The sequence below is a fragment of the Pseudomonas sp. R11-23-07 genome, from assembly GCF_003852295.1.
Taxonomy (GTDB): Bacteria; Pseudomonadota; Gammaproteobacteria; order Pseudomonadales; family Pseudomonadaceae; genus Aquipseudomonas.
Genome location: NZ_CP027761.1, coordinates 3,799,494 through 3,816,021, shown reverse-complemented (window position 1 = coordinate 3,816,021; position 16,528 = coordinate 3,799,494). Strand labels below are relative to the sequence as shown.

Below are 16,528 nucleotides of genomic sequence, written 5' to 3'. Positions count from 1 at the left end.
TTCCAGCAGAACTGTCAATTCTGACAGTAGGCAGGATTCCTGATCCACGTGTTAGATAACCGCAGTTTCCGGCCCATCCGGCCGGGCCCGACGGTGATCTAACGCTGGACAGGAGTCTTATCGTGGCGAGCAAAATACCTGCAAAAAAAAACGGTTCCGTTCAGACAGCTAATTCGCTGCCAGCCGTTGAAACGGAACTGCCCTATGCGATTATCGAGCACGCTGCGAACAACAGCGTGCTGTATCCCATTGATGCGATTGATGGCACGACGGCCACGCTGACGCTGCCGGCGAATGCCACCAACGTCATGTTCTATATGGCGGTCAAGGATCAGGACCAGCCAAGCTTCGAGCCGATCTCTGTGGAAAACGGCGTCAATGTCGTCGACATTCCGGCACGGTGGATCAGCTACTGCATCGGGCACACGGTATTGATCAAGTACACGGCCAATGCAGGGGGGCGGGCACTGGAATCCCTGACCCTGGAGTTGGAAATCCAACAGATCAGGGAGGAGCATCTCGTCGTCTCAAGGCCGGTGTTTACCCATGCCAAGGAGCAGTGGAGTACCTGGTACCTGCGTATGCAGGAGTTTACGGGGGATGAAATTGTCGCGATCAAGGCCTGGCCGATGATTCAACCCGGGCAGCGGTTGTTTGTCGTTGTTGCGGGTAACCAGCATGTCGCGCCTTATCGCTTCGCCTGGGTGGCCAGGGATCATGTGGTGCAGGAGCACGAAGCCCATCCAGACCATGTTTTCCGCTTTACGCTTTCGCGAGGCTGGCTGTCCAGGCTGGACGACTATTCGGCGATCACCGCCCATCTGGGCGTGATTTGGGACACCACCGCCCCGGTATACCCTGCGCCTGGCGATCCGCTTCTGGAGAATCCGCTCCCAGTGAACGCCGAGGATTTCCACCTGCGCACCACTTCGTTGTTGCTGGTCGACCCCGGACAGGAACTGAACCCACCGCACTTGAAGGAGTCGGTGGAGCTACGCCCAGGTCAATGGCAGGTCAACCCTACCAATACGGTCAACGGCGGGCATGCAATCGTCAGCTACGACGGCATGTTCGAGGGCGACCATGTCTGTGCCTATGCGTCGGGCCCGAATTACGCGCCGGTGGCCCTCGGCTGCCAGGACGTGAAGAAAGACGAGACGAGCCTGTCGTACGATGTTGCCCCCGATATCGTTGCAGCGCTGTTCGACAAGACGCTGACGCTCAACTACTGCCTCCAGTTCAACAGTTATCTACCCCAATCTTCCCCCGATCGCCACATCAAAGTGCTTGCTCCGCACCTGACCACACCGGATATCGAAGAAGCGACGATGGGGACCGTTAATCTCACTACGTTCAACAACGATGCCACGGGTGTGGTACCTCTTTTTGACTATGCCAAAGAGGGCCAATGTTGCTGGATGTGGCTGACGGGCGTGGATGAGGACGGCGCGGCCTTGCAGTTGGATGTGTTGCAGGACGTGCCACTGAAGCCGCACTGGCTAATCGATGGCGTGGATACGTCCATCGTCCGGAATGCTCTGAAAAAACTGGCGGATTGCAGCGACTTCAAGCTGCATTTTGCGGCGAGCTTCGATGGACAGTGCGATCGATCGACCGCCCACGAATTCCCGGCTCGATCTTTCGCCATCGTCCAGGAACAGCGAGTGCTCAAAGCGCCCACCGTGCATGAGGCTGTGGGCAACGAGCTGACCGTGTGGAATGGACGAAATGGCGTGCATGTCGAGGTGAGTTACCTCGGTAACCACCCCAGTCACACCCTCAGTCTGTGCTGGACGAAGCCAGACGGAGCGTGCTGGCCGCTGGACTCCCAGCCGGGCACCGCCAGCGGAACCACTACTTTTTTGGTACCTCGAGAGGCGGTGATCGAAAGCATCGGCAAAACGGTAAAGATCAACTACACCGTCACCAGTGCTTGCAAGGTGCAGACTTCAGATGATTTGAATTTGCACATCAGCGTACCGGTGCGCCTGCCGACGCCGGTGGTGGAACAGGCCACGCCACGCGCTACTCAATACGGCATTCTCGATCTGGCTACCTTCCCCGCAGATGCTCTAATCACAGTTGAAACCTGGTGGTTTGCACTGGCCGGGCAACGTGTCTGGCTCAAATGCACGGGTATCAAAAAAGATGGCACTGAGCATACTTTCTATGTGGTGAAGGGCCTGCCGCTTACCGCCGAGGAGGCCCAAGCGGGGCTCTCTCAAACGATGAGTCGATCAGATATTTTGCTGTTAAAACATGATTCTCCGCTGACCGTCACCTGCATTACAGCGCCAGATAGCAACGATCCAGAAAGGGATTCCATCACTTTTCCAGTGTTGAACCTGATTGTGAAGCGGCAACTGATCTGTCAGGAAGAGCGCTTTGAGGGATTGGCGCAGGGGACGTTTGCCGCAGGCGGCAGTATTCAGACGAAGTTGATGAAAATAACCTTTCAATCGGGGGCGGGTCTGGCGGGTATAACGACCTATGGTAACGACAACTATTACTCAGGTAACCACCTTGTCATGTGCCAACATTCCGATCATCAAATTCCACCACAGCTGCATCGATTTGATTTCAGTCGTGAGCTGGAATCTGTCAGGTTCAGTTGGTCCTGGAAACAACGTCCAGGGACAGTCACCTTTTATGGCCCCGCCGGTAATGTGGTCCGGCAAGAGACCTATACCGAGGATTGGCGAGGCGGTTTCTGGGTCGAGTTGGCAACGTCGCCTGGGACCTCGGTAGCGTGGATGACGGTACTTGTAGAGGACTACTCGTTTATCGATAACTTCAGCATGTGCTACCGCGAGTAAGCTGTGTTTGCTGATATACAGTTAGCGAACCCCATGAGTTGTTGTTCTAGGTGAGTGCCCGCCCAGTGCGGGTATTCTCCTGGCTGAGTTGGCGTTGCATGGATGGCGCATTGGCGGGGTTTTGAGACGGCCGCTGGTCTGAAACGCCTAGACTGTCCAGCAGAACTGTTAATTCTGACAGTAGGCAAGGTTCTTGATCCAAGGGTTAGATAACCGCAGTTTCTGGCCAGTCTGGCCAGTCCCGACGGTGATCTAACGCTGGACAGGAGTCTTATCGTGGCGAGCAAAATACCTGCAAAAAAAACCGGTTCCGTTCAGGCAGCTAATTCGCTGCCAGCTGTTGAAACGGAACTGCCCTATGCGATTATCGAGCACGCTGCGAACAACAGCGTGCTGTATCCCATTGATGCGATTGATGGCACGACGGCCACGCTGACGCTGCCAGCGAATGCCACCAACGTCATGTTCTATATGGCGGTCAAGGATCAGGACGAGCCGAGATTCGAGCCAGTTTCTGTCGAAAACGGCGTGAATGTCGTCGACATTCCGGCACCGTGGGTCAGCTACTGCATCGGGCACACGGTATTGATCAAGTACACGGCCAATGCAGGGGGGCGGGCATTGGAGTCCTTGACGCTGGAGCTGGAAATCCAACAGATCAGGGAGGAGCATCTCGTCGTCTCAAGGCCGGTGTTTACCCATGCCAAGGAGGAGTGGAGTACCTGGTACCTGCGCATGCAGGAGTTTACGGGGGATGAAATTGTCGCGATCAAGGCCTGGCCGATGATTCAACCCGGGCAGCGGTTGTTTGCCGTTGTTGCGGGTAACCAGCATGTCGCGCCCTATCGCTTCGCCTGGGTGGCCAGGGATCATGTGGTGCAGGAGCACGAAGCCCATCCAGACCATGTTTTCCGCTTTACGCTTTCGCGAGGCTGGCTGTCCAGGCTGGACGACCATTCGGCGATCACCGCCCACCTGGGGGTGATTTGGGACACCACCGCCCCGGTATACCCTGCGCCTGGCGATCCGCTTCTGGAGAATCCGCTCCCAGTGAACGCCGAGGATTTCCACCAGCGCACTACCTCATTGCTACGCGTCGACCCTGCGCTGGATCTGAAACCGCCGCACTTGCGCGAGTCTGCGCATTACAACGGTGAGTGGTGCCTCAATCCTGAAAACACCCAGGAGGGAGGGGAGATCGTCATCCAGGGGCTGGACACTTACAAAGGTGACGAGGTGCGGTTTTATGTAAGCGGGCCCGGTTATGCGAAAAAGCCGTTGGGGGATTACACGGTTGAACAGGACGGCGAGATGCCTCTCGTCAAACTGCCGGCCTGTGTGGTGGCATGTTTCTTCAACAAGCAGATGACGTTGAGCTATGACCTCGCCGTCAGTGGCAGGGTACAGCCGTCCCCAGTAAGGGTGATCAAGGTTTTAACCGCCGAATTTGAGCGCCCGTTGATTGAAGAAGCGAACCCGGATCGGTTGTTGTGCCTTGATAACTTTTCAGGGGATGCAAACGTGATAGCGCCCTTGGGGGCATATGGTCAGTGCGCGAGCCATTGCTGGATGTGGATCGATGCTAAACATGCAGACGGCAGCGCTTACCGCTTGGATATCCTGGACGGTGAAGTTGTCACGGACGCTTGGAAAAGCGACGCCGTCAGGGCTGATATTCCAAGGGTTGCATTGGAGAAGATCGGCGATTGCTCCAAGTTTGAACTGCGCGTCAAGGCCAGCTTTTGCGAGGCGAGCGAACTGAAGGACGTCCTCGAATTCCCACCCGCAACATTCACAATTTACCAGCAACCCCTGACGCCACGGGCACCCACAGTCAGGGAGGCACAGGGCGGTGTTTTGGTGGCGTGGAACGGTCGCGAAGGGGGGCATGTCGAGGCGGTTTACGATGGCTATCAGCCGAGCCACCAGCATACTGCCCAATGGTGCTTGAAAGGGGAGGACAGTTGCTGGTCACTGCCTTTGCAGCAGGGTACGTCCGACCCGGTCACTTTCCTTGCCTCCCGCGAACAAGTGATCAACAGCTTGCGCAAGACCGCACTGATTTCTTATACCGTGATCAATGCCTGCAAGCAGATGGTGTCCGAGACACTGGAGTTGCAGGTTGGTGAGCCCATCATGGCGCGGCGTCCTCGTCCCGTGGTGAGGCAGGCCACTGGCAACATCCTGGATCTGCGTACCTTCCCAGGGAAGGATGCAGAGGTCATCGTCAAGAGCTCCGATGTCGACGTCGATTTGGCGTGGTGGTTTTTCATGGAGGGGCATTTCGGGGTTATGACGCTTGAAGGAACTGCAAAAGATGGCTCTTCGACCACCGTACCGATCATGGCGAGGCGCCTCGAAAGCAGTGATAGGTACGAATTGTCGTGCTTGATCCCACGCTCGGATTTGGAGAAGTTAGCAAGTAATACGCAGATCACCATTAACTTTTCGCATTTCATAGGCCCAGATCCGGTTAAAAGCGTCGAGATCAAGTTTCAGCCGTTGACGTTGAACTTCATCAGAGCGCTTTACGACCTCACTGATTTTGACCCATCCGGCAAAGGCTGGAATGGTTGGCAGAGAGGCTTAGGCGCATTAGACCCCAACGATCTGGAGTTGAGAGATGATCCGTGGGGCGGCTGGATTGGTTACTGGTTGCGTGACTACAGTTATACAGATACATCCAACCCTGCTACTGAGAGCGAGAAAATGTTTAAGATTTTCACCGATCTGGAACCGGGGCGCTCATATCATTTCTCAGCCTTGGTCTGTAATAGTAGTGGTCAAGGCGCCTCCCCCCTCATGGCGTTAGCCGTTGATAGAAAAGATATAACCGCGGTGATACAACCTCCGACAACCTGGCAGACACTTGAGGGCGTATTCGTAGCTACTTCAAGGACCGCAAGACTTAGCGTTAATAATCACCAAATGGGTGCGGTCCGTGGTAACGATTTTGGAGTCACTATGCTCAAGCTCAACGAAGTCCAGCAATAGTTAACTGAGGTGGATCAAGCATAAGGCCTTCGATGTTCGGAGGCCTTATCCATAACGTATGCGCGTTGCTTATTTGGGCCCCAGTATCTTCACCAACTTCTCCGGCGACGGCGCCCCTTGCTGTTGCTGCAAGCCACCCTTGTCATCCAGATAGAAAATTGCCGGCGTCGCCGACAACTCCAGTTCCTCCATCAACTTCATATTGGCATCGAGCTTGGCCTCGATATCCGCCGGGATTTTGGCCAGTGCCTGCAACTTGCTGCCCTTGCCGGCGCCTTCGTGTTCTTCCAGGGCTTTTTGCGGGTCTTTGGCGGCTAACAGCGCTGCGGATTTGCCTGGGCTGTCTTCGCGGATGATGCCGACCATGATGTGGCGCAACTGCACCTTGCCGGCTTTTACCCAAGGGCGGGCTTGTTCCCAGAACATGTTGCAGTACGGGCAGTTGGGGTCGCTGAACAGGTAGACGGTGCGCGGTGCATTGACGTCGCCGTCCTGGATCCAGCTGCTCTTTTCCATCTTGGCCCAGACTTCCTTGGACATCGGTGCGTACACCAGTTTTTCCAGGGGCGCGCTGCTCAGGTCGTTGCCCTGGGCGTCGTACAGGTTGCCGGCGATCACGCTTTTGCCGTCGGCGGTCAGGTACAGCGCCATGCCGCGGTTCTGGTACTGCGCGGCGTAGCCGGTAAGGCCGCTGGGGGCGTCGAATTTGCCGAGGATTTTAGCGCCCTTGGCTTCGATCTGTTTGATCGGGGCCGGCCAGTCTTCGGCCTGGGCCAGGGTGGCGGCGAGCGTCAAAGGCAGCAGGGTCAGCAGGTGGCGGAGGCGAGGCATGTGGGTTTCCTTTGTGGGGCGGTGTCGAAGGGTTCCATGGCACGGGCCAGGCTGGCTTGGGACAGTTCGCCGAGGTGGCTGTTGATCAGGCGCCCGTCGGCTGTGTAGAACAGGGTGGTGGGCAGGGCCATGGAACCCACGGCCTGGCCGAGGCGACCGCTGGCGTCGAACAGCACGTTATCCAGGTTCAGGCCCTGAGTGGCCAGGTACGTGCTGACGCTTTGCATGCTCTCGGCCTGGTTGACGAACAGGAAGGTGACGTCCGGGCGTTGGTGCTGCGCGCGTTCCAGCACCGGCATTTCCCGACGGCACGGCGGGCACCAGGTGGCCCAGAGGTTGATCACCAGCGGGCCGCCTTTGTAATCGGCCAGTTGCACCACATTGCCGTTGGCATCGCGCAAGGTGATGTCCGGCAGTTGCGAGCCCTTGTCGTAAAGGTGCAGGGACAGGCTGGCCATGCCCCAGAACACCAGGCCGCTGATTACCCCGGCACTCAGTGGCTTGCGCAGGGCCGGGCGCCGCCAGCCGTAGGCCAGCGCTCCCAGCACCAAGGCGATAACGCCGGGCCAGGCGAGAAAGCCGCCGTCGCGCAGGTCGACCATCTGCAGCCAGTCGTTGCGGTAATCGCTCCAGTACATCAGTACAAAGCTGACGCGCGCGGTCAGCATGCCGAGCAGGAACAGGCTGAACAGCACCGATTCGGGGTTTTCACCGCCACGTTTGGCCACGCGCCAGCCCACCAGGGTGGCAAGAATCAGCGCGCTGATCAGCAGGATATGATTCAGGGCGATGGCGAAGGTGCCGATGGTGAGGGTCAGCATCAGCGCGCGTCTCGGGTTTGCGTCCAGCGTTGCAGGAAGGCGGCGGCATCCACTTCGCCGGTGATGCGCTGGGCACGACGTTCTTCACCGTCCGGGCCGATCCACACGAAGCTCGGTGGCCCAGGGACTTTGTAACGGCCAAGCAGTTCGCGGCTGGCGGCGTTGTCGGCGGTAACGTCCAGGCGCAGCAGGCGCACGTCTTTCAAGGCATCCATCACTTCAGGTCTACCGAACACCTGTTTTTCCATGATCTTGCACGACACGCACCAGTCGGCGTAGTAATCCACCAGCACCCATTGGCCCTGGGCCTTGGCGCTGTCGAGCTGGCTTTGCAGGGCGGCGGGGTCGTTGATGGTCACGAACGCATCGTGCGCGCTGGCGGTGACCGAGACCTGCGCGCCGCTGTAGACCTTCAGCGGTTGCCACAGCTCATCGCTGCCACCCGCCGCGCCCACTACCAATATCGCGCCCCACAGTCCCAGCAGCAGGGAACCGGCGCCACACACCTTGGCGGCCAGGCCGTATTCACGGGCCAGGGCCCAGCCACAATAGGCCATGACCAGCGCCAGTGCGCCCCACAGGCCGATCCACAGGCTTTCGTCGACCACCGGGCGGATCATCAGTACGGCGGTGCCGAGAAACAGGAAGCCGAAGATGCCCTTGAGCACGTTCATCCAGGTGCCCGGCTTGGGCAGGAACCGGTTGCCCACGGTGACCAGCAGCAACAGCGGGATGCCGATGCCGATGCCCATGGCAAACAGGATCAGGCCACCGTGCAGCGCATTGCCGCTCTGGGCGATATACAGCAAGGCGCCGGCCAGGGGGGCGGTCATGCACGGGCCCACCAGCAGGCCGGACAACGCGCCGAGAATGCCGGCACCGACCAGGCTGCCACCGCTTTGCTTGCGGCTGACATGGTCCAGGCGATCGCGCAGGAAGGCCGGCAGTTGCAGTTCAAAGAAGCCGAACATCGGCAGGGCAAGGAGCACGAACAACGCGGCGAAACTGCCGAGGATCCACGGGGTTTGCAGCAGTGCGGCAAGGTTGCCACCGAGCAACGCGGCCATCACGCCCAGCGCGGCATACACCAGGGCCATGCACACCACGTAGCTGCTGGCCAAGGCAAAGCCGCGACGCGGGCTGGCACCGCTGCCCACCACCAGCCCGGCGAGGATCGGCAGCATCGGCAGCGAGCAGGGCGCAAACGCCAACAACAGGCCCAGGCCGAAAAAGATCAACAGGCTCCAGCCCAGGCTGCGCTGTTGCAGGCCGCTGGCCAGGCTCTGGTCCTGGGCCTCGGCGGTGGCGGCGACTGCCGGGTTGCCGCCCAGGTCCACGGTGATCGATTGCGGCGGATAGCACAGGCCGGCATCGGCGCAGCCCTGCCAGCCCAGTTTGACCTGGCCGGTGGCGCCAGCCGGGATCTTCACTTCCAGGCCCTGGCGATACACTTGCTGTTCGCCGAAGAACTCGTCGCTATGGGCTTCGCCCTGGGGCAACACGGGCTTGTCGGCCAAGCCGTCGAACTTCATGCGCTGCTGGTACAGGTAGTAACCGTCGGCAATCTGCCAGTACAGCTGGGTCTCGCCGCTTTCAAGACGTTCGGAGGTAAAGGTGAACGCTTTGCCCACCGGCAGGAAATCAGGTTTGGTCTCGAAAGGGTTGCCCGGCGCGGCCTGGGCCAGCCCCGCGAACAACACCAGCAGAAAGGTCAATAGATGCCGCATGGTCCAGCCTTAGTTCGATACAAGTGAGACACACAGTGTGTGGCGTTGATTAACCGATGATTAACCGGGCGCTATTCTAGAGTGTAGAGATTCTATGGTGTTGCGAAGTTCGCGGCATAATGCGCGCTTAATCCGTGCCTTTTCTAATCACCCGCATCTTTCATGAAGGGTTCAGCATGCACGTACTGGTCTGTGAAGACGACGAACTGATCGCCAGCGGCATCGTGGCCGGCCTCACCGCCCAGGGTTTCACGGTCGAACGCGTGGGCACAGCGGCGGCGGCCAGGGCGATGCTCAGGGCGGCGACCTTCGACATCATGGTGCTCGACCTTGGCCTGCCCGACGAGGACGGCCTGAAACTGCTGCAACAACAGCGCAGCCAGGGCCTGGAAATTCCGGTGCTGATCCTCACCGCGCGTGACTCGGTGACCAACCGCGTCGACGGCCTGCAGGCGGGTGCCGATGACTACCTGCTCAAGCCCTTCGACCTGCGCGAGCTCGCCGCCCGCCTGCAAACCCTGCTGCGCCGCGTGGCGGGGCGCAGTGTCAACCTGATCGAACATGGCCGCCTGGCGTACGACCCCAGCAGTCGCGAGACTTTCCTGGGCGGCCAGCCGGTGGACCTGTCGCGTCGTGAACAAGCGCTGTTGCAGGCCCTGCTGCACAACAAGGGCCGTGTGCTCTCCAGCGAGCAGCTCAAGGACAGCGTCTACGGGTTCAACGACGAACTGGAAAGCAACGCGCTCAATGTGCATATCCACCACCTGCGGCGCAAATTGGGCAATGGCATCGTCGAGACCGTGCGCGGCCTCGGCTATCGCCTGGGCCCGGCCGATACAGGAGAGGATGCTTCGTGATGAGCCTGCGCCTGCGCCTGACGTTCAAGCTCGGCGCCGCGTTTGTGTTGATCTGGGCCCTGGCGGCGGCCTGGATGCTCAACGACCTGCGCAACCAGATGATGTTTTCCCTCGACCAGCGCCTGGTCGCCTCGGCGCGTATGGTGGCCGGGCTGACCGAACAGATGCCGGGCCTGGCCAGCGTCGGTGCCGGCACCCATTTGCGCACCGAACAACTCAATGTACCGGGGGGCATGGCCTGCCAGGTCAGTTCCCTGCATGGCGAAATCCTGGCGCGCAGCCATACCACGCCGGATGAGGGGCTGGAGTCGCGCAAGAGCGGTTTTCGCGACCAGATGATCGATGGCGTGGGCTGGCGCAGTTTCACCCTGTCCCGTGGCGACCTGCTGATCACCACGGCCGACCGTCAGGTGGAGCGTGAGGCGCTGAACCTGTCGATCCTGCTGGCGGCCTCAGTGCCGGTCGGCGTGGCCTTGCTGGGGTGCCTGTGCTTGCTGTGGCTGGGCATCGGCCAGAGTCTGGTGCCGCTCAATCGCATGCGGGACGCCTTGATGCGCCGCAGCGCCGACTCGCTCGAACCGCTGCAGATCCACCCGCTGCCCAGTGAACTCAAGCCGTTGCTCGACACCCAGAACCAACTGTTGCAACGCATCGCCAAGACCATCGAGCGCGAACGCCGCCTGACCGGCGACGCCGCCCATGAACTGCGCAGCCCGTTGACCGCGATCAAGACCCACCTGCAAGTGGCCCGCATGACCGAAGGCGCGGCGCGTGACCAGTCCCTGGCCCACGCCGAGGAAGGCGCCGACCGCTTGCATCGCACTCTGGAGCAACTGTTGCTGCTGGCGCGGGTAGAGGGCAGCTTGTCGTTCGATGACGGTTTGCAGTCCAGCGCCGAGGACGTTGCCAGGCTGGCGATCCAGGACGCCAACGCCGGGGACAATTCGCGCATCGACCTGGTCCTGGCGGACAGCCTTGCCGCCACCCCGGTGGACATGCCCGTTGGCCTGGCCGTCGCGGCCTTGCGCAACTTGCTGGACAACGCTCTGCGCCATACTCCGGCCGATACCCGGGTGGAGCTGAAGGTGTCGTCCAGCGCTGACAAGGTGATATTCCGCGTGCGTGACCATGGCCCGCAGATATCCAGCGAAGACCTGCAATACCTCACCCAGCGCTTCTGGCGCAACGGCAGCAGCGAAGGCTGTGGCCTGGGCCTGGCGATTGTTCAAGCGATCGTCCAGCGCTGCGCTTGCTCGTTGACGTTCGACAGCCAGGCGGATGGCCTGCGGGTTGAATTGGGCATGCCGCTGCGACGCTGACTTTTCTGCAAGTGCCAAATAGTTACCGCCCGCTTGAAGCTCACGCCTTCAGGATGGCGGTAATTTTTTTGCGCTTGAAAGGGCCGAATGATTCGGCCCGTACTGAAAAGGACGGATCTTATGTTGGTCATCGATACCAGTTTCCCTGCCAGGGACTTCAACGAACGTAACGGCGAGCCGGTGGGGCAAGTACTCTTGCATTACACCGCGGCGCCCTTTGTCTCGTCCTTGCGCACCCTGACCCAGAACGGGGTCAGCGCTCACTATCTGCTGCCCGATCCTGACGAACCGGCCTACCGCGCCGCCGGCTATGACGAACTGCGCGTGTTTCGCCTGGTGCCCGAGGACAAGCGCGCCTGGCATGCCGGGGCGAGCCATTGGGATGGGCGGGATAACCTCAACAGTCGCGCGATTGGCATCGAAATCGTCAACCTGGCGCGCGATGACAAAGGCGTGTTCACCTTCCCGGCGTATCGCGAGCAACAGGTGGAGGTTTTGATTACGCTGGTGCGCGATATTCTGGAGCGTTATCCGCGGATCGGACCGGTGGATATTCTCGGGCATTCGGATGTGGCGTACTGGCGCAAAAGCGACCCGGGGCCCGAGCTGCCTTGGCGCTGCCTGTATGAGGCCGGAGTAGGCGCCTGGTTTGACGAGGCAACCCGAGCGATGTACCAACGCCGGTTTAGCCTGGGGTTACCGCCGGAGGTGGAGGTAGAGCGGGCCTTTCAGCGGTATGGCTACAAACCGGCGTGGAACCGCCAAACCTTTGAACAGCGGACACGGGCGTTTCAAATGCACTTTCGGGCGCGGGATTACGCAGGGCTTCTGGATGCCGAGACCTGCGCGATCCTGTATTCGCTCAACGACAAATACCGCGGGCTTTGAAACCAAACGCCATTCAAATGTGGGAGGGGGCTTGCTCCCGATAGCGGAGTGTCAGCTAACCATTGGCTGCCTGATACACCGCCATCGGGAGCAAGCCCCCTCCCACATTTGATTTGCACACGTCTGTAAATCTGACCAGGTCCCTAAATCCCCCCGCACCTGATGCGTCTTCAGAACATGAAGTCCGTGCGCATTCCCCGCCCCCCACGGATGACCACCATCACCCGCGTATTGAGGGATCGAGAGATGTCAGTCGCCACCAGCCCCATCGAAGCCGCGCCTGTGCACGTCAGCGAAACGCTCTACCAGTTCGACGACAGCCCGTTGCTGGCTCGCCAACGCCAGCAGGAGTCCAATGCCCGCAGCTACCCGCGGCGCATTCCCCTGGCGCTCAAGCGGGCCAAGGGTATCTATGTCGAAGATGTGGAAGGCCGCAGTTTCATTGACTGCCTCGCCGGCGCGGGCACCCTGGCGCTCGGCCATAACCACCCGGTGGTGATCCAGGCCATTCAACAAGTGTTGAGCGATGAGTTGCCGTTGCACACCCTGGACCTGACCACGCCGGTCAAGGATCAGTTCGTGCAGGATTTGTTCGGCCTGCTGCCGCCGGAACTGGCGCGCGAGGCGAAAATCCAGTTCTGCGGACCCACCGGCACCGATGCGGTGGAAGCGGCCTTGAAGCTGGTACGCACTGCCACCGGGCGCAGTACGGTGTTGTCGTTCCAGGGCGGTTATCACGGCATGAGCCAGGGCGCGTTGAGCCTGATGGGCAGCCTCGGGCCGAAGAAGCCGCTGGGCGCATTGCTTGGCAACGGCGTGCAATTTTTGCCATTCCCCTACGACTACCGCTGCCCGTTCGGCCTGGGTGGCGCGCAGGGCGTGCGGGTCAACCTGCATTACCTGGAAAACCTGCTCAACGATCCCGAAGCCGGCGTGTTGCCGCCGGCAGCGGTGATTGTCGAAGTGGTGCAGGGTGAGGGCGGCGTGGTCCCGGCCGATCTCGACTGGCTGCGCGGGCTGCGGCGTATCACCGAACAGGCGGGCGTCGCGCTGATCGTCGATGAAATCCAGAGTGGCTTTGGCCGCACCGGCAAAATGTTTGCCTTCGAACACGCGGGCATCATTCCCGACGTGGTGGTGATGTCCAAAGCCATTGGTGGCAGCCTGCCGCTGGCAGTGGTGGTGTACCGCGACTGGCTCGACACTTGGTTGCCGGGCGCCCATGCCGGGACCTTCCGTGGCAATCAGATGGCAATGGCGGCGGGTTCGGCAGTGATGCGCTACCTCAAGGAGCACGACCTGGCCGCCCATGCGGCGGCGATGGGCGAGCGCCTGAGTGAACATCTGCGTCTGCTGCAGCGCGACTTCCCGCACCTGGGAGATATTCGCGGGCGTGGGCTGATGCTCGGCGTGGAACTGGTTGACCCGGATGGCGTGCGCGATATCCAAGGCCACCCACCGGTGCATCGCCAGCTCGCGCCGTTGGTACAACGTGAATGCCTCAAGCGCGGCCTGATCCTGGAGCTGGGCGGGCGGCATGGCGGCGTGGTGCGTTTCCTTCCACCGCTGGTGATCACCGCCGCCGAGATCGACCGGGTCGCCGAGATCTTCGGGCGCGCCGTGGCGGCGGCGCTCGCCAGCCTCTAATTTTCCCGGCCCCTGAAACGTTTCTAGAGATATCAGCGCTGCGCATGGTGCGCGGCCAGCCTTTGAGCGACGGAGAACCGCAATGACCTCAGTATTTGACCGCGACGACATCCTGTTTCAGGTAGTGGTCAACCACGAAGAACAGTATTCGATCTGGCCCGACTACAAGGCCGTGCCGGAAGGCTGGCGAACCGTGGGCAAGAGCGGCATGAAGAAAGAGTGCCTGGCCTATATCGAAGAGAACTGGACGGATATGCGTCCGCTGAGCTTGCGCCAGAAGATGGATGGCGCTGCACTCGCGTAAGCGCCGCGCTTCAAATGTGGGAGGGGGCTTGCCCCCGATAGCGGTCTGTCAGTCAGCTTATTTTTCAGCTGACCCACTGCCATCGGGAGCAAGCCCCCTCCCACAGTTAATTTGTACCGTCCTGCGGTTTGTCTTTCTCCAATCCTCCCGTCACCACCTGCACACTCAAGCGCGGTGTCGCCAGGTCGAGCCCGGCTTCATCCAGATGCCGCTTGAGTGACAGGTTGAACGCCCGCGACACTTCCCACTGCTTGATCGGCGCCGTCTTGAACCGTGCGCGCAGGATCGCGCTGCCCGATTCAAAACTCTCCACGCCTTGAATCTCCAGCGGCGACCAGATATTGCGGCGTTGCAGTGGATCATTGCGCATGGCGTGGCCGACATCGCGCATCAGCTTGATCGCGTCGTCGATCTCCATGTTGTAGGGGATCGCCACACGGAAGATCGCGTAGCCGAATTCCCGCGAGTAGTTCTTGATGCTCTTGATCTCGCTGAAGGGAATGGTGTGCACGATGCCGTCGATATCGCGCAGGCGCACGGTGCGGATGGTCAGCCCTTCGACGGTGCCGAGGTGGCCGCCGACGTCCACGTAGTCATCGATGGCCAGGGAGTCTTCGATAATGATGAACAGGCCGGTGATCAGGTCGGCCACCAGCGACTGCGCACCGAAACCGATCGCCAGGCCGATTACACCGGCACCGGCCAGCAGTGGCGTGACGTTCATGCCCATGTTCGCCAGGGCGACGATGGCGGCGATGATAAAGATGGTCACGAACAGCACGTTGCGGATCAACGGCATCATGGTTTGCGCCCGCGCGTTGGCCAGGCCTTTGCGCGAGCGGGTCAGGGCGTGATGGATCGCGGTGTCGCTCAGAATCCAGATCAGCCAGGCAAACAGTAAAGTCCCGCCGAGGCTGAACAGCTTGACGCTGATTTCATGGCCGTCGCCTTCGGTAAAGCGAATCAGCGACAGGCCCCACACGCGCAGGCCCAGTTCGATAAACACCAGCCACACCGCCAGGTGCGCCAGGGTGTAGACGAAGCTTTTCAGGCGGTCGGAGTACAGCGCATGGCGCTTGTGCCCGCGTTGCGGCTTGAGGGCGTGGCGCCGCACCAGCCCGTTGATCACCATGCACAACACCAGCAACACGGTGCACAGCAGCGACTGGCGCAGGGCGGTGCTGGTGTCGCCGGCGGACAGGAAGGTGGCGAACAGCGAAATACCCACCAGCAACAATGCCGGCAAGTACCAGAAAGTGCCGATGATCGACAGGGTATCGGTGAGGGCGCGGCGCGTCAGGCGGCGCGACAGTGGCTGGTTACGGATCAGGTGAGCGATCGGCCGACGGAAGCGCAGGATAAACACGCCAGTGGACAGCGCCGCCATCACATTGGCCACGGTTGCAGCCGTATGAGCCAGGTGCTGGCCGAGCGCCGTGACCAGCCGCGGGTCGCTCAAGGCTTCACCAAAGGCGGCGAAACTGCCGATCCACCACAGCGGGCGAAAGGCCTGATGGCGCAGGATATACAGGGCGCGATGGCGGTGCGGGCCGTCCAGCAGGGAAAACGCAATCACGCAGATCGCCGAGAAACAGGTGCCGACGACCAGGGCGTAAGCCAGCACCATCGCCAGGGATTTGCCCAGGGACGAGGGCAGGGCGTAGCTCAGGTAAACCGTGATCACCAGGGCGATCAACCACGGGCCGAGTTTGCGCAGGGCGAAGCGCAGCATGTCCCAGGTGCGTGGGTGTTGCGGAAGCTCTTCAGGCAGGCCGAAGCGTTCGCGCACGCGGTGACTGAGCCAGATCAGCGCGGCGGCCAGCAGGCTCCATACCGCCAGGATCACCGCAAAACCAAAGATGATCGGCAGCCATTCAGTGGCCGGCAGCATCAGTGCGCTGAGTTCGTCCCTGGCCAGGTCGACTTCATTGGACCAGCGGCCCAGCGGGCTGTCGGCGCCGGAAAACTGCTGTTCAAAGCCCGACAGCGTGCTGCCGATCAGGCCGAGCACACCGAGTTCGGCCGCCGGCTGGGCTTTTTGCGTGGCGGCGCGCAGTTTCTTCAAGTCGCTCAGCAACTGGGTGCGCTGCTGATCGTTCTCCAGGGTCTTGATCACCTCGTCCAGCGACTGCCCCAAAGGCACCTCGGCCTGGGGCTGGGCTTTGTTGGAGCTGCCCAGCATTCCGGGCAAGCCCACGGCTTGGGCGCAGGTGATAGGCAGCAGCGTGAGCAGGGCGATGAGCAGGTAGCAGGGCAGGGCAAACAGACGGGAAAGCACGAGGCAGTCAACCTTGAAAACGACGAATTGGCCGAGTGTACGAGGC

At 60.6% G+C, this 16,528-nt stretch carries 11 protein-coding genes; 7 read left to right on the top strand and 4 right to left on the bottom strand.

The window, feature by feature from the left end; translation table 11 throughout:
- The first annotated feature begins 122 nt into the window (after positions 1-122).
- Positions 123-2,816 (top strand): hypothetical protein, encoded by a 2,694-nt coding sequence (locus C4J84_RS17445; RefSeq protein ID WP_124371396.1) that lies wholly within the window; start codon positions 123-125, stop codon positions 2,814-2,816.
- A 276-nt stretch (positions 2,817-3,092) separates the two neighbouring features.
- Positions 3,093-5,810, top strand: coding sequence for a hypothetical protein (locus C4J84_RS17440; protein WP_124435813.1), 2,718 nt, complete (start codon positions 3,093-3,095; stop codon positions 5,808-5,810).
- 69 nt (positions 5,811-5,879) lie between these two features.
- Here C4J84_RS17440 and dsbG read toward each other — a convergent pair whose 3' ends face one another.
- From dsbG to dsbD, 3 genes are read right to left on the bottom strand one after another with little or no spacing between them, the layout of a single operon-like run.
- On the bottom strand, positions 5,880-6,641 hold the full coding sequence (dsbG, locus tag C4J84_RS17435) for a thiol:disulfide interchange protein DsbG (RefSeq protein WP_124367825.1): 762 nt from the start codon (positions 6,639-6,641) through the stop codon (positions 5,880-5,882).
- On the bottom strand, positions 6,617-7,462 hold the full coding sequence (locus C4J84_RS17430) for a TlpA disulfide reductase family protein (protein ID WP_124371394.1): 846 nt from the start codon (positions 7,460-7,462) through the stop codon (positions 6,617-6,619). Before C4J84_RS17430 ends, dsbG begins: the two co-directional genes overlap by 25 nt.
- On the bottom strand, positions 7,462-9,189 hold the full coding sequence (dsbD, locus tag C4J84_RS17425; RefSeq protein WP_124371393.1) for a protein-disulfide reductase DsbD: 1,728 nt from the start codon (positions 9,187-9,189) through the stop codon (positions 7,462-7,464). Before dsbD ends, C4J84_RS17430 begins: the two co-directional genes overlap by 1 nt.
- Positions 9,190-9,365: 176 nt before the next feature.
- Here dsbD and C4J84_RS17420 point away from each other — a divergent pair, with 176 nt between their 5' ends.
- The 5 genes from C4J84_RS17420 (at position 9,366) to C4J84_RS17400 (ending at position 14,204) form a co-directional block, all read left to right on the top strand.
- Positions 9,366-10,046 carry a response regulator gene (locus tag C4J84_RS17420; protein WP_124371392.1) on the top strand — a complete coding sequence of 227 codons (681 nt, stop codon included), beginning with the start codon at positions 9,366-9,368 and terminating at the stop codon, positions 10,044-10,046.
- Positions 10,046-11,365 carry an ATP-binding protein gene (locus C4J84_RS17415; RefSeq protein ID WP_124371391.1) on the top strand — a complete coding sequence of 440 codons (1,320 nt, stop codon included), beginning with the start codon at positions 10,046-10,048 and terminating at the stop codon, positions 11,363-11,365. The genes C4J84_RS17420 and C4J84_RS17415 overlap by 1 nt, the downstream gene beginning before the upstream one ends.
- A gap of 120 nt (positions 11,366-11,485) precedes the next feature.
- Positions 11,486-12,253 carry an N-acetylmuramoyl-L-alanine amidase gene (locus C4J84_RS17410; protein WP_124435812.1) on the top strand — a complete coding sequence of 256 codons (768 nt, stop codon included), beginning with the start codon at positions 11,486-11,488 and terminating at the stop codon, positions 12,251-12,253.
- A gap of 246 nt (positions 12,254-12,499) precedes the next feature.
- Positions 12,500-13,900: an aspartate aminotransferase family protein gene (locus C4J84_RS17405; protein ID WP_124371389.1), complete on the top strand. Its 1,401-nt coding sequence runs from the start codon at positions 12,500-12,502 to the stop codon at positions 13,898-13,900.
- 82 nt (positions 13,901-13,982) lie between these two features.
- The gene (locus C4J84_RS17400) at positions 13,983-14,204 is read left to right on the top strand and encodes an MbtH family protein (RefSeq protein WP_057721389.1); all 222 of its coding nucleotides are present in this window, start codon (positions 13,983-13,985) and stop codon (positions 14,202-14,204) included.
- A 106-nt stretch (positions 14,205-14,310) separates the two neighbouring features.
- On the opposite strand, the gene C4J84_RS17395 is transcribed toward C4J84_RS17400, so the two are convergent.
- Positions 14,311-16,482: a mechanosensitive ion channel family protein gene (locus C4J84_RS17395; protein ID WP_124371388.1), complete on the bottom strand. Its 2,172-nt coding sequence runs from the start codon at positions 16,480-16,482 to the stop codon at positions 14,311-14,313.
- Positions 16,483-16,528 lie beyond the last annotated feature (46 nt).